At 67.0% G+C, this 18934-nt stretch carries 19 protein-coding genes and 1 pseudogene; 7 read left to right on the top strand and 13 right to left on the bottom strand.

Going from position 1 to position 18934, the window contains the following annotated elements:
* The 5 genes and pseudogenes from J2751_RS07970 to serB form a co-directional block, all read right to left on the bottom strand.
* Window positions 1-366 (bottom strand): annotated as a pseudogene (locus J2751_RS07970) (IS1595-like element ISNph2 family transposase); the annotation flags it as partial.
* A gap of 558 nt (window positions 367-924) precedes the next feature.
* Window positions 925-1878: an ABC transporter substrate-binding protein gene (locus J2751_RS07965; RefSeq protein ID WP_209484921.1), complete on the bottom strand. Its 954-nt coding sequence runs from the start codon at window positions 1876-1878 to the stop codon at window positions 925-927.
* A gap of 78 nt (window positions 1879-1956) precedes the next feature.
* Window positions 1957-3036 carry a Brp/Blh family beta-carotene 15,15'-dioxygenase gene (locus J2751_RS07960; RefSeq protein ID WP_209484918.1) on the bottom strand — a complete coding sequence of 360 codons (1080 nt, stop codon included), beginning with the start codon at window positions 3034-3036 and terminating at the stop codon, window positions 1957-1959.
* The gene (locus tag J2751_RS07955; protein ID WP_209484916.1) at window positions 3029-3811 is read right to left on the bottom strand and encodes a lycopene cyclase domain-containing protein; all 783 of its coding nucleotides are present in this window, start codon (window positions 3809-3811) and stop codon (window positions 3029-3031) included. The genes J2751_RS07960 and J2751_RS07955 overlap by 8 nt, the downstream gene beginning before the upstream one ends.
* Window positions 3812-3869: 58 nt before the next feature.
* Window positions 3870-4517, bottom strand: coding sequence for a phosphoserine phosphatase SerB (gene serB / locus J2751_RS07950; RefSeq protein WP_209484914.1), 648 nt, complete (start codon window positions 4515-4517; stop codon window positions 3870-3872).
* A 365-nt stretch (window positions 4518-4882) separates the two neighbouring features.
* On the opposite strand from serB, the gene J2751_RS07945 reads away from it, so the two are divergent.
* A complete protein-coding gene (locus J2751_RS07945) occupies window positions 4883-5455 on the top strand; it encodes a 2'-5' RNA ligase family protein (protein WP_209484912.1) in 573 nt (190 codons plus the stop codon).
* 27 nt (window positions 5456-5482) lie between these two features.
* On the opposite strand, the gene J2751_RS07940 is transcribed toward J2751_RS07945, so the two are convergent.
* Both J2751_RS07940 and J2751_RS07935 read right to left on the bottom strand, forming a co-directional pair.
* The gene (locus tag J2751_RS07940) at window positions 5483-6877 is read right to left on the bottom strand and encodes a cytochrome P450 (RefSeq protein ID WP_209484910.1); all 1395 of its coding nucleotides are present in this window, start codon (window positions 6875-6877) and stop codon (window positions 5483-5485) included.
* A 94-nt stretch (window positions 6878-6971) separates the two neighbouring features.
* Window positions 6972-8573 (bottom strand): methyl-accepting chemotaxis protein, encoded by a 1602-nt coding sequence (locus J2751_RS07935; protein ID WP_209484908.1) that lies wholly within the window; start codon window positions 8571-8573, stop codon window positions 6972-6974.
* A 187-nt stretch (window positions 8574-8760) separates the two neighbouring features.
* On the opposite strand from J2751_RS07935, the gene J2751_RS07930 reads away from it, so the two are divergent.
* Both J2751_RS07930 and J2751_RS07925 read left to right on the top strand, forming a co-directional pair.
* A complete protein-coding gene (locus tag J2751_RS07930; protein WP_209484906.1) occupies window positions 8761-10509 on the top strand; it encodes an excinuclease ABC subunit C in 1749 nt (582 codons plus the stop codon).
* 203 nt (window positions 10510-10712) lie between these two features.
* Window positions 10713-11759 carry a saccharopine dehydrogenase family protein gene (locus J2751_RS07925; RefSeq protein WP_209484904.1) on the top strand — a complete coding sequence of 349 codons (1047 nt, stop codon included), beginning with the start codon at window positions 10713-10715 and terminating at the stop codon, window positions 11757-11759.
* A gap of 12 nt (window positions 11760-11771) precedes the next feature.
* Here the strand turns inward: J2751_RS07925 and ahbB are convergent, their stop codons facing one another.
* Window positions 11772-12839 (bottom strand): siroheme decarboxylase subunit beta, encoded by a 1068-nt coding sequence (ahbB, locus tag J2751_RS07920; protein WP_209484901.1) that lies wholly within the window; start codon window positions 12837-12839, stop codon window positions 11772-11774.
* A gap of 73 nt (window positions 12840-12912) precedes the next feature.
* Complete coding sequence (locus tag J2751_RS07915; RefSeq protein ID WP_209484899.1) at window positions 12913-13071, bottom strand: DUF7317 family protein; 159 nt, start codon at window positions 13069-13071, stop codon at window positions 12913-12915.
* 337 nt (window positions 13072-13408) lie between these two features.
* Here J2751_RS07915 and J2751_RS07910 point away from each other — a divergent pair, with 337 nt between their 5' ends.
* Together J2751_RS07910 and J2751_RS07905 are read left to right on the top strand one after the other, a co-directional pair.
* Window positions 13409-14515 carry an anthranilate phosphoribosyltransferase gene (locus tag J2751_RS07910; RefSeq protein WP_209484897.1) on the top strand — a complete coding sequence of 369 codons (1107 nt, stop codon included), beginning with the start codon at window positions 13409-13411 and terminating at the stop codon, window positions 14513-14515.
* Window positions 14516-14702: 187 nt separating this feature from the next.
* Window positions 14703-14852, top strand: coding sequence for a DUF7563 family protein (locus tag J2751_RS07905; RefSeq protein WP_209484895.1), 150 nt, complete (start codon window positions 14703-14705; stop codon window positions 14850-14852).
* Window positions 14853-14864: 12 nt separating this feature from the next.
* On the opposite strand, the gene J2751_RS07900 is transcribed toward J2751_RS07905, so the two are convergent.
* From J2751_RS07900 to J2751_RS07885, 4 genes are all read right to left on the bottom strand, one after another.
* On the bottom strand, window positions 14865-15698 hold the full coding sequence (locus J2751_RS07900) for an NAD+ synthase (RefSeq protein ID WP_209484893.1): 834 nt from the start codon (window positions 15696-15698) through the stop codon (window positions 14865-14867).
* 348 nt (window positions 15699-16046) lie between these two features.
* Window positions 16047-16199, bottom strand: a complete 153-nt coding sequence (locus J2751_RS07895) for a C2H2-type zinc finger protein (RefSeq protein WP_209484891.1) — start codon at window positions 16197-16199, stop codon at window positions 16047-16049.
* Window positions 16200-16305: 106 nt separating this feature from the next.
* Complete coding sequence (locus J2751_RS07890; RefSeq protein ID WP_209484889.1) at window positions 16306-16965, bottom strand: NUDIX hydrolase; 660 nt, start codon at window positions 16963-16965, stop codon at window positions 16306-16308.
* Entirely contained in the window at window positions 16962-17351 is a 390-nt protein-coding gene (locus J2751_RS07885; protein WP_209484887.1) for a hypothetical protein, read from the bottom strand. Before J2751_RS07885 ends, J2751_RS07890 begins: the two co-directional genes overlap by 4 nt.
* 74 nt (window positions 17352-17425) lie before the next feature.
* Here J2751_RS07885 and J2751_RS07880 point away from each other — a divergent pair, with 74 nt between their 5' ends.
* Together J2751_RS07880 and J2751_RS07875 are read left to right on the top strand one after the other, a co-directional pair.
* Window positions 17426-18382 carry a DUF5787 family protein gene (locus tag J2751_RS07880; protein ID WP_209484885.1) on the top strand — a complete coding sequence of 319 codons (957 nt, stop codon included), beginning with the start codon at window positions 17426-17428 and terminating at the stop codon, window positions 18380-18382.
* 99 nt (window positions 18383-18481) lie between these two features.
* Complete coding sequence (locus tag J2751_RS07875) at window positions 18482-18889, top strand: CBS domain-containing protein (RefSeq protein WP_209484883.1); 408 nt, start codon at window positions 18482-18484, stop codon at window positions 18887-18889.
* Window positions 18890-18934: the final 45 nt, after the last annotated feature.

Genomic DNA, 18934 nt, shown 5'->3' with positions numbered 1-18934 from the left:
AACGAGAGAGATGTCTGGCGCGTCGAGCGTTCTGGCGAACTGCTCGACGCGCCGGCGGAGTGAGCGATACGAAACGTCAATTTCAGCGTCTAACTGGCGGATACTCGTGTTGAACCGGAGGAGCGAGTAGAACGCGAATAAGAGCTTGTCGAGGCCGATCTTCGCGTGCGCGAAGATCGTGCCGGTCTTGTCGTTGAACGTGCGGTCGCAATCCTTACAGAGATACCGCTGGTACTCTCGATAGCTGCCGTGTTTGATCACCGACTCAGACCGGCAGCGCGGGCAACAGAGGCCCTCGCGCCAGCGAACCTGCTCCAGCAGGTTCGCGGCGCTCGCCTCTGAACTCAGCAATTCAAATGGGAACATTGCGTTCGGGTGACGCGTTCGCGTCACCCTTGCCCGCTACGCTTTCACAGCGACAGCTCTACCCGACCAACAATCTGCTTCCGAAGAGCGTACTTATAAGTCGTTGCTGGCGCGGTCACCACCGCCGAAGCTCCAGTCACTTACTTATAAGTCGTTGCTGGCGCGGTCACCACCGCCGAAGCTCCAGTCACTTACTTATAAGTCGTTGCTGGCGCGGTCACCACCGCCGAAGCCTAGCCGATTACTTATAAATCGTTGCTAGCGCAGTGACCACCGCCGAAGCCTAGCCGATTACTTATAAGTCGTTGCTGGCGCAGTGATTACTTCCGAAGCCCCAGCCGGGAGACGGGCGCACGCTCGCTGCGGTCCTCACTCGGTCGCAAGCTCCCTCGTTGCGGTCCTTGCGTCACCTGCGCCCGTCTCCCGGCTGCCCCTTCGAGTCCCACCCGCACCGTACCTCATACCTCCCCAACCTCGCGCCGTCGGTTCGCGCCCTTGAAAGGGCGCGAACCGGGGCGCGCCACCGCACTTGGTTGGTCCGAGCGAGAAGGCGGGACCTCAGTTCGCACTCGGCAGGAGGTCGTTCGTGAACAGCGACTCCGGCGGGAGCTCGTCGGCGGGGATCGGCTCGCCGTCGAGCGTCGTCAGGATCCCCTCCTCCGCGAGCCAGTCGACGAACGCGCTCCACCGTTCGGTCTCCATGGGACCCCACGCGCCGTCGTCGGTGAGGTACGCCTCGGAGACGCGCCGCTGGCTCTCGCGCAGGAACTCGGAGTCGTCGGCGTCCATCCCGGTTGCCTCGGCGCGGAGCAGGTCCGCGGCGGCTTCGGGGTTCTCGGCCGCGAAGCGGTACCCCTCCGCCGTCGCGTCGAGGAAGTCGGCGAGACGGTCGTCATCGGCCTCGATCGTCTCGGGGCGGGCTAACAGTACGGGAGTGTAGCCGTAGGGAACGTCGTACTCGTCGAGCCCGAAGGCGTTCAACTCGATCCCGTCGCGCTCGGCCAGCAGTCCCTCCCACGGGGTGAACACCCACGTCGCGTCGGCGTCACCCTCCAGAAGGGTGTTCCAGATCCCGAGTTTTGGCGGGGTGATCGACTCGAACTCCCCGCTCCCGCCGTCGTTCTCGATCATCCGGGCGACGATGTGATCCTCGAAGCGCGCGTCGTAGGAGGCGTATCGGCCACCGTCGAGGTCGGCGGGCCGGTCGACATCACCGTCGGCAAGCGAGACGATCGCGCTCAGGTCGGTCTGACACACCGCGGCGACCGCCGTGAGCGAGGGGAACTCGGGGTGCGTCGAGTAGCTGATCACCGTCTCGGAGGGACCGATCGCGAGCGTCGCGCCGCCCGTGGCGACCCGCTTTGCCGGCGTCTGATCGTAGTCGTCTGCCGCGGGAGACCGGATCGAAACGTCGAGGCCGCGGTCCGCGTAGTACCCCTCCGCCGCCGCGACGTAGAATCCGGTGTGGTTCGTGTTCGGCGTCCAGTCGAGAACCAAGTCGATGTCACTCATCTCCCGGTACTACTACGGAGTGTTAAAAAGGTCTGCTGATAGCAGTCGCCGAGGCGATTCCGGACCGACTCCCTCGCCTCACGGCTGCCACACGCCCTGTCGTCCGTCGAGCCACGCGACGACGGCGACGTGCGGGAGCGTCATGGCCGCGATGGCGACGAGCGACACCGCGAGCAGGTCACCGGGGGCCGCGACCCCGTAGGGAACCGCGAGCGCGACGCCTGCGACCACGAGGAACCCCCCGAGCGTGAGCGGGGCGGCGTCGCGAGCGAACCGCCGGAGCGCGCCGCGGGTGTCGCCGTCGGAGAGCGCGGCAGCGGCGGCGTCGTCGAGCAGCACCAACCGGCCGACGTGCCGCAGGGCGTGCCAGAGCGCGAAGTACACCCCGATCGCGAACACCGGCGCGGCGAGCAGGAACCACGCCCACAACAGGAGCGTCTCGCCGACGTCCCGGAGCCAGCCGCGACGGTCCGCACCCCCGCGGACCCGCAGAACCCCGAGCACGAACGAGAGCAGCGTGGCGGTCGCCATCAACACCCCGACAGCAACCCGGATCTCGGGAGTGAAGACGGGGTCGACCGCACCCGACGCGTCGGCAACGAACAGTCCGACGATCCACTCCGCGACCAGCCGGTACTCGCCGGGATGGGCGATCAGGGGGACGCCCATCGGGAGCCCGCCGCGCACGACGAGCGTTAGCGCGCGCTCCGCCGGGGTCCGGAGGTGGTCGACGCCGGCGACGACGAGCGCGGCAACGTCCCCCTGTCCCCAGTGAAGCCACGTGAGCGCGATGAACCCGACGAACGCCGCGACGGGCGCGAGGAAGAACGCGGCAACCACAGCGCCGCCGAGCACGGCGTAGACGACCGAGACGGCGATGATCGACCGGCGGAGCGATACCCCGAACGCGGCCCGCAACGGGACGAGATGGTCGACCGCCCCGTGTGCCATTCCGACCGCGAGCGTGCCGAACGCGAAGGCAGCGACGCCGACCTCGACCGGAAACAAGGGGGTCGCCGCGCCGACCGGCAGCAGCACCGCGAGCGCGACCGCGGGATACAGCGCGAAGAGCCGGTCGGCACGCGCCAGTGCGTCCCGGTCGATGCCGTCCGAGGAACCGATCGTGGAACCCGTCTCAGCGAACACGCCTTCAGCCATCGGCGGGGTCGAGCGCGTCAATCGGCGATCCGTCCGGGTCCCCCCGGCGGTCGTTCCAGTCGAGCACCCACTCGAACAGGACGAGCCCGTTGATCGTCATGAGGCTGGCTGACGCGAAAAAGAGCATCTCCTCAATAGGGAGCCCGAAGACGGCGATCCCGGTCGTGTAGGTGTCGGAGATGATCCACGTGCCCATGCCGATCGCGATCCGGTCGACGACCCAGAAGTAGAGGGACGGCACGAGCGTCGCCGTCAGCCACACGCGTGGCGTTCGAGCGAGGTAGCCGCCGCCGACGCTCCACTGAAGCGCGAGCACCGGGCCGACCCACGCGACCAAGCCGCCGAGGTAGAGGTACGAGTCGCCGAGCGAGACGAGCCAGAGGCCGACAACCACCATCGAGACGCTGACTAGCACCCCCGCAACCCTCGGTTTCCAGTCGAAGTCGCCGTCGCGGAACGTCGGGTCGAAGCCGAGCCGATGGAGAACGAACGCGACTATCAGCGTCTGGATCGCGAAGTAGAGATACTCGCCAAGCGGGATCGACAGCGCCCGGACGAGTACCGCGCCGTCGGCGTACCACCACGCGCCGCAGCGGATCATGTAGCTGATCCACGGCGTCGTGTACGCGTACGCGATGGCAACGAGGATCGCGATCCCGGCCGTCGCGCGCCGCCGACGGACTGCGTCGTATCGCGGTGCGACGTACCACAGGATAGCGAGGAGAGGGAAACTAAAAACGAGGTGGAACTGGAGGTACGTCAGGGTGGGTATCATCGACGCACCCCGGCGATATCGGCCATGGTTGACGTTCGACCGGAGCCCGAATAAGGGTTTACGACTTCGCCGAGAGCACGCCGTGTGCTTCCAGCACTTTCCCGAGACGGTACATCGACGCGACGACGGCGTCACAGACGGGACGGACCGCGTCCTTCGGGACGAACCCGACCGAGAGCCCGGCGACCTCCAGCATCGGGAGGTCGTTCGCGCCGTCGCCGACCGCGACCGTGGAGGCCATGGGAACGCCGATATCCGCCGCCAACGACTCCAACGCGTCGTCCTTGGTTCCCTCGATCAGCGGTCCTTCGGCCTCACCAGTGAGCGCGCCGTTCGCCATCGGGAGGCGGTTGGCGACGACCGTGTCGACCGTGACACCCTCGCGTTCCAGCGCGCGCTCGACGCCGCGCTCGAAGCCGCCGGTGAGCACCGCGACGTGGTGGCCGTTCTCGCGGAGGCGGCGGATTAGCCGGGCCGAGCCGGGCCGGATCCGAACCTCGTCGAACGCCGCTTCGACCTCCGATTTGGAGAGCCCGCCGAGCAGATCGACTCGACGATAGAGGCTCTCGGCGTAGCTGATCTCGTCGTTCATCGCTCGCTCCGTGATCTCGGCGACCTCGTCGGCGACGCCCGCCCGCTCCGCGAGCAAGACCGTCATCTCGGAATCCGAGAGCGTGCCGTCGAAGTCGAACGCAATGAGACTCATGACCCTACGTTGATCGCGAAGGGGTATTTAACCGCGCGGTCGCCGCAAGCGCGGTTGGATGCGGCGAGGGCAACGTGGGAGTGCGGCGAGGGCAACGTGGGAGTGCGGCGAGGGCAACGTGGGAGTGCGGCGAGGGCAACGAAGCGAGCGGGAGCGTTTTGAACGGTCGTCGCGTCTCTCCGCCATGTCCGGAGAGAATTCGACCCCGGGAACTCACGTTCCACCGAGTGAATCCCGTGTACGCTCCAGCCCAACGGATGTTTCGGCTGGAGATCGATGCGCTCGTTACGGGCCGGAGCCGGGGAACGATACGAAAGGACCGAATCCGGTCGATCGATTCGCGGTCTCCCGATCTCGATTAAATCATGTTCAGCGTTAACGTTCCATTACCACCGGCCATCGATCGCCTCGCGACAGAGCTCCAGCCGAAACTCTCGGGGTTCGATCGGATCCGGGATCGGCACACTCTCGTCTGTAAGCGGGTCGGCGTCGAAGACGTAGGAAAGTCGGACCGGTATACGCGTGGAACGGACGACCGGGCACGGGAGGAGGCGCTCGGTCGGCTGCGGGAGACGATCCGTCCGGTTCTCGCCGACACCGACCCGTTTCGGGCGTCGGTAACCGGGATCGACGCGTTCGGGGAGGAAGACGACGCGTTTGGAAACGACGGCGCGGTAGTCGCCTATCTCGCGGTCGAGAGCCGGGAACTCGTGCGGCTCCATCGGCGACTCTGCCGACTGATCGACCCGGTCGATGAGATCGAGGGGGACGGCTACGTTCCACACGTCACGGTGGCGCGGGGCGGGGATCCGAGCCGGAAAACGATGGAACGGCTCCTCAACACCGATATCGACCCGGTCACGTGGCGGGTTCATGCGCTCGATCTGTACGACGCCGAGTTCCGAGAGGTGGCGGAGACGGTGGGCCTCCAAGCGTGAACCCGGCTCCCGGACCGAATCGCCGGCCTACCTCTCCCGCAGCCGCATCGGCACCGGATGGTTCGGGTGCATCGTCAGCGACCCGCGCAGGGAGAGCTCCGGGCCCTCGTAGTCGAGTTCGTACCGCGAGCAAACGGACGCGAGGATGAGCTTTGCCTCCAGAAGCGAGAACGCCTTCCCGATACAGTGGCGCGGCCCGCCGCCGAAGGGGAAATACGAGAACCGCGGCCGCGCGCTCCGGCGTTCGGGGAGCCAGCGGTCGGGGTCGAACGCGTCCGGGTCGTCGTACCACCGCGACGAGCGGTGGACGACCCACTGTGAGCACATCAGCGCGGAGCCCTCGGGGATCCGGTAGCCGTCGACCTTCACATCGAGTTTCGGTTCGCGGAACAGCAAATACACCGGCGGATACAGCCGCATCGCCTCGTTGAGCACGCGCTCCGTGTACTCCATCCCCCGAACGTCGGCGGCGTCGGGCGATCCCTCCGCCGTCGCCGCGTCGGCCTCGCGTTCGACGCGCTCGCGAGCCTCCGGGTGCTTCGAGAGCAAGTAGAACGTGTACGTCAACGCGAGCGCGGTCGTGTCGTGGCCCGCCAACAGCATCGTCACCATCTCGTCACGGAGGTTCTCGTCGGTCTGTTCGCCGCGGTCGCGAGCGCGGAGTAGCACCGAGAGGAGGTCCATCGGTAGGTCGCCGCCGGCGTCTCCGGGCGGACCGGAAACGGCCGTCCCGTCGGGACCTGCGGGGTCGACGGTCGGGTCGCGTTCGGTCCCCCGCCGTCGCTCGACGATATCGTCGATCACGTCCTCCAGCGTTCCGACCGCCTCGTTGAACGCCCGGTTCTCGGCGGTCGGCACCCAGTCGGGGATCAGGAAGCGTCGGGGGTCCGGCTCGAACCGTGCGCCGAGCGGTTCGAGGTTCTCCTGGACCGTCGCCACCTCCTCGTCGGTGATATCCGCGCCAAACATCGCCGAGACGATGATCCGTACGGTGAGTCGGGCGACCTCCAGTTGGATGTCGACCACCTCCCCGGGCTCCCACTCCGCCAAGTGCGATTCCGTGTGGCCGACCATCGTCCCCGTGAGCGCACCGATACGCCGGGTGTGGAACGACGGGTTCGCGAGGCTCCGCTGTTTGCGCCACGTTTCGCCCTCGCTCAACAGGAGCCCGTCGCCGAGCAAGGTCCCCATCGCGTCGTCGCCGAACTGGGGTTTCCGGTACCGCTCCGCCTCGCTCACGAGCACGCGCTCGATGTCGGCGGGGTTCGTGAGCAGGTACGTCTCGCGCGGCCCGAGGTCGAACCGGACGACGTCGCCGTAGCTGTCGGCGCAGGCGCGCATGAACGTGAACGGGTCGTCAGCGAACTGGCGACCGTTGCCGAAGAGGGGATCGCCGATGGGTCCGGGCGGCGTGACGGACATGAAAGAAATACGCGCTCATCGAGGTTAAACGTTCGGCGGCGGCGGAATCCGGGTCCCGTCGCTCCGGACGCGGGTCAGCGTCGACTCCTGCCGATCAGGTCCTGGAATCGAGCCGTTCGACCCGCGTTATCAGCTCGTCGACGGCCGCTTCCTGATCGTCGGTCGCGGTCACGATCCGGTCGGTCGCCTCCTCGGTCCGATCGGAGCGGTCCCGGACGGACTCCAGCGTCGCCGTGAGCTCCTCGACGGTCGCCGCCTGGTCGTCAGTAGTCCGCGCGACCTCGGCGACCCCGTCCGCCGCCTCGTCGACCGCGTCCGCGATCTCCTCGAGGGAGTCGAGCACCGTCTCGATCTCCGCGCCGGCGTCCTCGATGCGCTCGTGGGAGCGTTCGACCGCCGTCGAGGTCTGATCCGACTGAGTCTGTAGCTCGTCGAGGCTCTCCGTGATCGCCTCGGTGTGGCCCCGCGTCTCGTCCGCGAGCTTCTTCACCTCCTCGGCGACGACCGCGAAGCCGTCACCCTCCTCGCCGGCCCTCGCGGCCTCGATGTTCGCGTTGAGCGCGAGCAGGTTCGTCTGTTCGGCGACGTCGGAGATGACCTCGATCACCTCTTCGATGTCGTCCATCCGGTCGGAGAGCGCCCCGACGCTGTCGACCAGCTCGTCGCCGATATCGACCACGTCCTCCGTCGCCTCGCGAGCGTCGCTGCTCGCGTCGAGTCCCTCGGCCGCGGCATCCCGGGCCGACGATGCCGCGGCGTCGACCTGGTCGGCAGTGGCCGCGACCTCTTCCATCCCGGCCGAGAAGGACTGCATCTCGGAGACGCCCTCCTCCAACAGTTCGTTCTGCTCGTCGACGTTCTCGGCGATGGTCGCGGCCGCCTCGCTCGCCTCCGTCACGGTGGAATCGATCTCGCGGGCCTGTTCGTGGACGCTCTCCGAGAGGTCCTGGAGTCGTTCGGCCATCTCATTGACCACGCCGATGACGCGGAGCAGGCCGTCGTCGAGGGACTCACACTCCTCGTGGCAAACGGCGCGGGCGTCGAGGTTTCCGTCACCGATCGCCTCGGCGGTCCGGCGGATCTCGGAGACGAGCTGCCTCGTCGCGTCCCGCTCCACGACGTTCTCCGTGCGGTCGATGACGACCTCCGTCACCCCCACGAGTTCGTCGCCGTCGTACAGGGGCGTGGCGGTGAACTCGATGTGTTTCTCCTCGCCGTGACGGTCGACCATCGTGCTGGTGTCGCGGTAGCGGTTTCGGGCCGAATCGCAGGGTTCGACGTCGTACACCTCGTCGGCGGCCTCGGGCGCGTCGAGGACCTTGTCGGCGAGCGTGTCGGCTCGGCGGTTGTCCGGGTAGAACAGCTCCGAGACGTGGTCGTGGCCGACCGCGTCTTCGCGGGCGACGCCGGTGAGCGAGGCGATCGATTCGTTCCATTCGGCGACGTTGCCCTCGCGATCGAGGATGAACGTCGGAACGCCCGTCGCGTTGAACACCTGCTTGAAGCCGGCTCCGGCGAGGGTTTCGGCGCGGTCGACGCCCTCCGCTTCCGAGACCGTGTGCCGTGCGGCTTCGGTAGCGCCGGTATCCGGACCGTTGTCGGTCGGTTCGTCGACGACCACCCCGCCGTCGGGCATCGACCGGGACTCCGTTTCCCGCCCGAACACGCGGCGGAGTAGTCCTCGGATTCCACTCATGGAACACAGTCTTTGAACCACCCGCATAAGCGGTTCTCTCCGAAATTCGAGTTTGATAACTAGCGGAAGGGTCGAACGGCGGACCGACGGACCGGCGGACCGATCGATCGGTAGACCGTGAGACCGCGGGGGACCACGATGACGCAGCGTTCAAACCCGTTGGGCGGCTACGGGGATCCGAGTATCGATGGACGCAGACGCCGTGCGCGAGCGGGCCGCGGCCCTCCCGGCGGAGCCCGGCGTCTATCAGTTCCGAGCCGGCGAGACGACCGTATACGTCGGGAAAGCGGTCGACCTCCGCGACCGAGTTCGATCGTACACGGATCCGCGCTCCGGGCGTATTCGCGGAATGGTCGGGCGCGCCGAACGGATCGAGTTCGCCGTTACCGACACCGAGACGCAGGCGCTCCTTCTGGAGGCAAACCTGATAAAGCGGCTCCAGCCGCGGTACAACGTTCGATTGAAAGACGACAAGTCGTACCCGCTCGTCGCTTTTTCCGACCACTCGGTCCCGCGGATCGAAATAACGCGTGATCCGGAGGAGGGCGCGGTCGCGTACGGACCGTTCACAAACAAGGGACGCGTCGAAACGGTCGTCAAGGCGATCCGCAACGAATACCGGCTCCGTGGCTGCTCCGACCACAAGTACGCGAACCGCGACCGACCGTGCCTCGACTACGAGATGGGGATCTGCTCGGCCCCCTGTACCGGCGAGATCGACCCCGAGAGCTACGCCGAGGACGTGGCCGCAGCGCGGCGCTTCTTCGAGGGGGAGACGGGCGTCCTCGCCGATCCGCTCCGACGACAGATGGAGGCAGCCGCCGAGAACGCCGAGTTCGAGCGCGCTGCCAACCTCCGGGACCGCCTCGAAGCGGTCGAGGCGTTCCACGGCGAGGGCGGCGAGGCGGTGAGTGGTCGGTCCGACGACCGAACCGTCGACGTGTTGGCGGCCGCCGTCGAGGGTACCGTTGCCCGCGTGGCGCGGCTCCACAGCGAGCGGGGACAGCTCGTCGACCGGGAGCGTCACCGACTCGACGCCCCGGAGACCGACGGTGACGAAGGAGAAACGAACACGCCCGCAGCCGTGTTGTCCGCGTTTCTCACCCAGTACTACGCGGAGCGGGAGTTCCCGGACGCCGTCCTTCTCGCGGAACGTCCCGACGACGACGTGGTCGACTGGCTGGAGAGCGAGGGCGTCGCGGTGCGGGTTCCCGGAGCAGGTCGGGAAGCGAAACTGGTCGAGCTCGCGCTCAAGAACGCCCGAAAGCGTGGCGGTCGTGACGATCCGATAGGCGCGCTCGGCGACCGGCTCGGGATCGACCGCCCGGAGCGGATCGAGGGGTTCGACGTGAGCCACGCGTCGGGCACCGCGGTCGTCGGGTCCGACGTCTGTTTCGTCGACGGGAGCGCCGAAACGAGCGACTATCGGCGGAAGAAGCTCACCGACCGCAACGACGACTACGCCAACATGCGCGAGCTGGTCCGGTGGCGAGCGACCCGTGCCGTCGAGGAACGCGACGACCGTCCCGATCCGGACCTGTTGCTGATCGACGGTGGAGAGGGACAGCTCGGCGCAGCACGGGACGCGCTCGCGGAGGCTGGGTGGGATGTGCCGGTCGTCGCGCTCGCGAAGGCCGAGGAGCTCGTGGTGACGCCCGACGGCACCCTCCGGTGGCCCGACGACGCCCCGGAGCTCCACCTCCTCCAGCGGGTCCGCGACGAGGCGCACCGCTTTGCGGTCCAGTATCACCAGACCGTCCGCGACGAGGTACGGACGGTGCTCGACGACGTTCCGGGCGTCGGTCCGGAGACCCGGAAGCGACTGCTCCGACGGTTCGGCTCCGTCGAGAACATCCGCGAGGCGTCGATCGAGGACCTTACCGACGTCAACGGCGTCGGCGAGAAAACGGCCGAGCGGCTCCGTAATCGCTTGTGAATGACGAGCAGGCGGCGCTTCCGACCCGGGACGACTGCCACACACCCGCCTCCCGTCCCGGGGCTCGACTCAGGTCACGGCGGAGATGGCCGCGGCTTCGAATATAGGTCGTCGGGTCCTCGTCAGGAGTGGGTAGCACGGAGGCGGACCCGACCGGGGCAGGCGGAGGAGGGCTCAAGTGGGTTCGAGTCCGAACGTCGGCCGTGACGTTCCTCCTCTACGGCGCGTACGGGTACACCGGCGAACTCGTGGCGCGCGAGGCGGTCGACCGCGGACTCGACCCGATCCTCGCCGGCCGCGACGGCGACGCGCTCCGCGAGCTGGGTCGTGAGCTGCGGTGCTCGGTCCGGGAGTTCGGGCTGGCGATCCCGGAGACGGTCGCCGACAGTGTTCGCGACGTTGAGGCCGTCCTCAACTGTGCCGGACCGTTCGCCGCGACCGCTGCGCCGCTCGTCGACGCGTGTCTGGAGGCGGGAACCGACTACTTGGACGTGACCGGAGAGTTCGGCGTGTTCGCGGAGCTCGCCGACCGAGGCGACGAGGCGGCCGCGGCGGGCACGACTCTGCTTCCGGGCGTTGGCTTCGACGTGGTTCCGACCGACTGTCTCGCGGCACGACTGGTCGAACGGCTCCCGGACGCGACATCGCTCGCGCTCGGGTTCGACGCCGACGGGGCGGTCTCCCGCGGAACCGCCCGGACCGCGATCCGGGGGCTCGGCGAGGGGACGGTGGTCCGCGAGGGTGATCGGCTGATCCGGCTGCCGATCGCGAGCCGGACCCGGGAGATCGACTTCGGACGGGGAACGCGGTCGGCGATGGCAGTGCCGTGGGGTGACGTGGTCACCGCGGCACACACGACCGGCGTGAGCGACGTGACGGTGTACGCCGCGTTACACCCGCGTCTCGTCCGGCTGATCCGGCTGTCGCGACCGTTCGGACCGGTACTCGGCACGCGCCCGATACGCTACCTGCTGGACCGCGTCGTCTCCGCGCGCGTCGACGGCCCCTCGGCGGCGGAGCGGGCCAAGAATCGCGTGTTCGTCTGGGGGGAAGCCCGGACCACGAACGGAGAGACCGCCGTCGCCCGCTTGGAGACCCCGGATCCGTACGACCTCACGGTTGGGGCGTCGCTGGCGGCGGTCAAGCGAGTGCGCGCGGGCGACGCGCCCGACGGGTTCACGACCCCGGCCAGCGCGTTCGGCGCGGGGTTCGTGGACGTCGTCGACGGCGTCGAGTGGGCCGACGGATGAGACGGCTACCCGTTAGTCGTCATCGCCGGCCTCGGCGACGAGTTCGTCGTATCGTGCGCCGGTCTGTTTGAGCGTCTCCGTCGAGTAGAGGCGTTCGTGCTCAAACGGGAGGTGTTCGGCCGCCAACTCGTCGATCTTCGCGTTCACGACATCGGCCTCCCGACCGTGGATCATGGTGAACAGGCTGTACTCCCAGTCCTGATCGGGCCGGCGCGGGCGGTGATAACAGAGGGTGACGTACGGGAGACTGCCGACGTCCTCGCCGCGCGCGTCGAGTTCGTCGACCGGCACGTCCCAGACGACCATACAGTTGTTCGTGAACCCCGTGACGACGTGGTTAACGACACAGCCGATCCGCTTGATACAGCCGTCAGCGAGGAGCCGTTCGACGCCCGCGAGCACGTCGTCGACATCGGCATCGATCTCGGCAGCGACATCCGCGTAGGGGGTCGCTGACAGCGGGAAGCCGTCCTGGATCGCGATCAGGAGGTCGGCTTCGAGGGGTGTGAGATCCCCCCTCGCGTCCTCGGAGATCCGGGTCGCCGAGACGGCGGTCGTCTCAAGGGATTCTCTGGCGAACCGATCCCGGTTGACCACCGGGAACTCCAGATCGATGTAGTAGTCGGTGAGCATCGGGAGGTTCAGCACGTCACAGCCGGTTTGATCCTCGATCTCCGTGAGGATCGCGTCGCGTTTCTCCCGCGAGGCCGCGGTGACGACAAACCACTGGTTCCACTCGTGGTCGCGGCGGTAGTTGTGGTTCACCTGCCGGTAACCGTTGATCACCTCGGCGATCTCGTCGAACCGGTCGTCGGGAGCTCGCACCGCCGCGAGCGTCGAGGATCCGATGACGGGCGGATTGAGGACCGCGCCGAACCGCCGGAAGACCCCGTCGTCACGGAGTGAACAAACCCGATCGAGCAGATCGGCGGCGTCGACGTCGGCCCCGGTCTCGGCGGCGATATCGCGAGCGACCCGCTCGAATGGGCGCGACTCGACCGGGAAGTCGCTCTGATACTCGTCGATGAGGGCGGCATCGACCGCGTCGATCCCGGCCTGCCAGTCGGCATCGAGACTCATTACGTTCGCTACGGGCGGGAGGTATCTACCGGTTTCGGAGCGGCCGAAGCGTCGGCGGAGAACTCCGGTCGGATCAGTCGTCGGCCGCGTGCTCGGCCGGGACCGGGTCGAACGCTCGTGCGCTCTCCTCGAGTTGGGCGGTCGAACAGCCGCCGACGGTCGCCGCCTGTTCGAGCGTCAGGGTCCGGGAGCGGTACAGCGTCAACGCGGTTGCGACGGATTTGGACGTCATCGGGTACGGACTAATACTAGATGGACGAACATATAATAGTACCGGATTTTAGACCCGAGTTCGCGGTCTGTATCCCACAGATACTTGAATAGCGCAAAGTATGAGAGATAAATCTGGACGAACCGTCGATGTTAATTTGGTAACGAGTGTCACGGTCTTGGGGTCACGTTTCTTCCTGAGACATCGCGCGCGCAGCGTGGGCCCCGGACGGGACGCGTGGAGACGCACCGTCCGATCGACCGACGCTCCCCGCGGGCGTCTCGTGTCCACCCCGGGTCGTTCCCACGCACCGGGAGTCGAGCGGGAGGCTTTTCGTTCACAAACCCGAACGAGGTGTATGGCTCAGGCGACCCAGGAGTTCGGCGAGTGGCCCCTCAAGCGGCTGATGACCGAGGTCTGCGGATCCGGCCACAAGTCGGCCGACGACCTGACGCGCGCACAGGCGACCGAGGCGTTCGAGCGGATCCTCGCGGGCGAGCCGGACCCGACGACGCTCGGGGCGTTCTGGCTCGCGAACCGCTGGAAGCGCAACACCGCCGAGGAGCTCGGCGCGTACGTCGACGTCATGTGCGAGCGCGTCGAGTATGCGGAACCGGACTGTGACCCGGTCGACTGCGGTGCGAACTACGACGGCAAGGGCCGAACTGCGATCCTCGGCGTCGCGGCCGGCGTCGTCGCGGCCGCCGCGGGCACTCCCGTCGTCGTCCACTCGGGCGACCGGGTGCCGACGCAGAAGCAGGACTCGTACAAACACGTCCTCGACGAGCTCGGCGTCGCGACGGAGCTGACCCCCCGCGACTCCGCCGATATGGTCGACGAGACCGGCTTCGGCTTCTACTACCAGCCGACGTTCAACCCCGCGATCGACGACCTGTTCGACCGCCGCGACATGATGGGTGTCCGCTCGTTCGTCAACACCATCGAGACGCTGGCGAACCCCGCCGGTGCGTCCACGCACCTCGGCTCCTTCTATCACCTCGCGTTCGCGAAGAAGGTGGTCGACACGTTCGTCGAAAGCGAGTTCCACGACCTCGACCGCGTCCTGATGTTCCAGGGCATGGAGGGGTACGACGACGTCCGACCCGGCTACACGAAGGTCGCGGAGTGGACCGCGGCCGAGGAAGGCACAAACGATACGGGTGCCGGCGGGAGCGATGGCGCTACCTTCAACGACTTCGAGATCGAGACCGCTGACTACGGGATGGACCTCGAGGAGGAGGATCTCGCGGTCGACGACGTCGCCGTCGAGTCCGCCGCGATCACCGAGGACGTGCTCGCGGGCGAGCGCGACGGCGCGTTCGCGGACGCGGTGGCGGTCAACGCCGCGCTCCGGATCTACGCTCGCGAGGACGTCGACTCGATCGAGGCGGGTCTGGAGGCGGCCCGCGAAGCGATCGACGACGGATCCGCCCACGAGGTTCTCGAATCGCTGCGAGAGTTCTAGACGGACGGAACGAATCGCGGTTTCGTTTGGACGCCGCTCATCGCGTTTTCCGCCGGATTCGATGGCTAGCGTCGACGTGTCGTGATCGATTCGGGTCGAATTTTGGACTGAATTTGGAAAGGCGTCTTCCGTCTACGGACCCTTCTCATAGGTGTACGGAACATGACTCACGATACCGCCTCACATCATGCCCACTTGTGAACACTGCGAGGCGCACGTCTCCGAGCGGTTTGCCCGCGTGTTCTCCGACAAGCGCGGTCGTATCCACGCGTGCCCGAACTGTTCCGCGAACGCGGGGATCGCGGAGGTCGCGAAGGAACGCGCCCACGACGCCTGAACGGGTGACCCGCTACCGTTCCGGAGCGGGCGGCATCGAGCGTTTGTGTGCGCTCCGCTCGTATAGTTCGACGACGCGGTCGACCGCCTCGACGGGAACGCCCAGCTCCCGCGCCGCCGCCGTCCGCGGGAGTCCGCCGTCGACGTGGACCGCGAGGATCGCGTCGACGGTGTCGTAGTCGAGCCCCATCTCCTCGGCGTCGGTCTGTCCCTCCCACATCCCCGCCGTCGGCTCCTGCATCACCAGATCGCGCGGAACGCCAACGTGCGCCGCCAGTTGGCGCACCTGCTGTTTGTACAGGTTCCCGATCGGGTTGCAGTCGACGGCCTGGTCGCCGTACTTCGTGAAGTAGCCCGTCATCGCCTCCGCGCGGTTCCCGGTGCCCAACACGACCCGGTTCTCCGCGTTGGCGACGAAGTAGTTACAGACGGCTCGGGTGCGAACGTACACGTTGCCTTTCGCCATCCGGTCCTCGGCGGGACCGGGAAGCGCCTCGAAGACGGACTCCGCGATCGGCTGGATCTCGACGACGTCGTACTCGATCCCGAGCGCGTCGGCGACGCGCTCGGCGTCGCTCATCACGTCGGGATCGTTCACCTCCGAGGGCATCGTGATTCCGTGGAGACCGTCCTCGCCGAGCGCCTCGACGGCGAGGTACGCGGTCAGCGTCGAGTCGATGCCGCCCGAGAGGCCGAGCACGGCCCCCTTCGCGCCGGCGTCGTCGACGAGATCACTGATAAACGAGACGATGCGCTCACGGGTCGCCTCCAGTTCCGACTCCGACAGCCGAAGGTCGAGCGGCGGGTCGTCCGACAGCAACACCGACTGGTCTGAGATCTGGCTCATACGGAGAGACAGGGGTTGAGACGATTAATAGCTCCCCATCGGCGAGAGAAGCTGACTGTTCGTGGGGTTATCCCCTACATAAATGGCGTTTATAAACCTATGGCGACGCGTGTTCCCGGCTTCACACGACCGGCGGGCGAGGGACGCGGCGGCCGAAGGGGGCCGCGAGACCGGGAAGGCGTGCGGGTGCGGTGCGAGTGCGGTGCGTAAGTGGGACTCAAAAGGGCAGTCGTCGGCACGACGCGACGGCCGGAGCTTTGGACGTGTTCACGATCGATCCGTAATCAACCACTTATGAACGGATCTCAACGGATCGAAACACGTCCGTGTGGGCGGTCGACAGCGCCGTTAGTGGGCTTCGTGGACGTGTTCGCGAAGCGTGTCGGTGTCGTCGAACCGCTCGTTACAGACGCCACACGTGTCGTGGTGGAGCGGGAGGTGCTGGGTGAGTGCGGCCGCCGTGGTGAACTCCGAATCACAGTCCGCGCAGGTGAGTGTCATCGTGTTATTAACTAAGGAGCTTGAGTATAAAAAGCCTTGTTATGAATAGGGGTGATAGAAGTAGTATAATTTAATAAAACTAGGCATGAGTCGTAATGACTCGGGTTTATAAAAGACCGTCCTCCTTCGCTACCAGTAACCCCTCCAGCGTCGCGTCGTTCGTGGGGGGCTCCCGAGCGATCTCGAGCGCCTCGTCGACCGGCACCGCGTGTGGGACGAGGAACTCGTTGCTGTCGGCCTCGACATCGACCGGCTCCAACCCCTCCGCGAACACGTAGCCTCGCTTGTGTCGGAGCACGCCCGTCGAACACCACACCTCCTGAAGCAGCAACGTCGACGACGGAGAAAAGCCGGTCTCCTCGGCGAGTTCGCGCGCGCCGGCAGCGGTGTACGACTCGCCCGGCTCGACGACCCCCGCAGGAAGCTCCATCTGCGTGTTCCGTACCGTCGGTCGGTACTGTTCGACGAACAGGACCTCGTCGTCGGCGACCGCGATCACGACGGTCGCCGGCGGAAGTTCGGCCCAGTAATACTGCTTTTCGGTCCCGTCAGGCTGCTCGACGCGGTCGTATCCGCCGACGAACCAGCCGGGGTCGTACTCGACCGCAACCTCCCAGACCGGCCACTCCGGTTCGCCCGGCAGCGAGTGGAGCCGCCCGTCGGAAAACGCCGGGAGGCCGCGGAGGTCGTCGGCTCCGGTCGCGGCCGGCGGATCGTCCGTCGTGTTCCGGTCCGAGAGGTCGCCGTCGGCTGTCTCGTCGTTCATGACGGTGACTGGGTCACTTCGACGTAATAGAGTTGCCCGTCGCGCTCGACGCGGACGCCGTCATCGACGGTCGCCTCGGCGACCCGTTGTGAGAGGGCGTCGACCTCGTCGAAGGGCGTGTGTGTGAACCACTCCTTCAGTCCGTACGGACCGAGCTGATACCCGTCCGAGCGGCCTTCAGGGCTGTTTAGCGCACCCGTGAGGAACGGGTACCGCCGCTCGTCCACGTCGTTGACATCGACGGCCGGTTCGTCGCTCTCTATCGACTCGGCCGTGAGATAATAGGGGTCCCCGCTGCCGAGATAGCTGGGGAGCGCGCCCAACGCGAGCAGGGCGACGACGACCAGCGCGATGGCGATGAGGAGGTTCCGCGTGACCGGGCGCATGTCGGAGCTAGGTGGTCCGATCGAATACGGGTTTCGGCCGAGACGTTTTACTCCCGGTCGGTCCTAGCTGAGACATGGAGTTCCGGTTCGAGTTGGCGCTGTGTGCGGCCCTCGAATCGTCGGACCGCGTTCTCGCCCGACAGCTCGGATCGGGAGTGACTGTTCCGGGAACGCGGATCGTCGACGTCTGCGTGCTGGAGCCCGGTCCCGGCTTCGACGACCGGGCTGCCATCTCCGAGGATCGGATCCCCGCGGCGGCCATCGAGGCACGGGTCGGCCCGGGTGAGGCCGTTCCCGTCGCCGAGGCGTTCGATCTACCGCCGGGGCGAGCGACTGCTGTGGCCGACGCCGCCGTCGGGGCCGGGTATCTCGAACGAGAGCGACGCGACGGGCGACCCGTCGTTCGCGCGACCGCGCGCTACCCGGACGACTGGATCGGCTCGATGACCGCGATCGAGAACAAACCGGACCTCGGGGAGCCCGGGGATCTGGAGTCCCAGCTACGGTACGACGTCACACTCGGGCTGTTCGACGAGGTCGTCCTCGCGACCGCCTCCTACGTCACCCGCGCACATCTCAACCGTATCCCTGACGCGGTCGGCGTCTGGCGGTTCGATCCCGAGACGGACGAGCGCGAAGTGCTCCGCGAGCCGACCGCGTTGAAACCGAACGACTCGGGTGTCGAGATCCGCGAGGAGCGCGGCCTCCGGACCGACGTGTCGATCGTCGATCCTCGTGCGAAGGCACGGAAGCGACGACGGATAGCCGAGCGCGCGTACGGGAAGGGGTGGCGACCCGACCCGCCAGCCTGTGCCCACGCGACGACGACGGCGGACGGGCGACCGTACTGCGAGGAGTTCGAGCGCGTCGTCGACCCCGGACGGGAGTGTGGACCGTCGTGTCACCCCCATGAGCCAGCGGATCGACCATCAGTCGACCGTGACCGACTCCGCGACGAGCGAACCGCGTGGGTCGCCGATCCCGACGAGGGAGGGCCACGGCGACAGTCCGGACTTTCACGGTTCCTGTGAGTCGATCCCGACGTGTCCGAACCCGGGACACCCCCACGGACCGGTCGTTGTCGTGCCACTCGTGAGAACGCTTATACGCCGACGGCGGGATCCGCATACATGGACGAGATAGACGACGTCTTCGTGGCCCGCCTGATGACGACTGACCTCCATACGGTGACGCCGGACACGCTCGTCGTCGACGCGGCAGGGGTGCTGCTCGACAACGACATCAGCTCCGCGCTCGTCGTCGAGGACGGCCACCTCGTCGGGATCCTCACGACGACGGATTTCGTGGAGATCGTCGCCAAGAGCCAACCCAAAGCGGAGACGACCGTCGAACGATATATGACGGCGGACCCGATAACGACGGGCGCACAGGACGACGTCGCCGCGGTCGCCGCGACGATGGTCGAACACGGCTTCCACCACGTACCCGTCGTCGACGACGAGGGAACTCCAATCGGGATCGTCACCACCTCAGACCTCGCCGCGTACGTCTCCGGGACCGAGCCGCTGACGCCGTAGCCGTCGACGAGGCCGGAGGCGTCGGAGCCGACGCGGTCAGGGGCG

It is taken from the genome of Halorubrum alkaliphilum, from assembly GCF_017873815.1.
Classification (GTDB): domain Archaea; phylum Halobacteriota; class Halobacteria; order Halobacteriales; family Haloferacaceae; genus Halorubrum; species Halorubrum alkaliphilum.
Note: the sequence above shows the minus strand (reverse complement) of the source record. Positions and strands in the feature narration are given on the sequence as shown.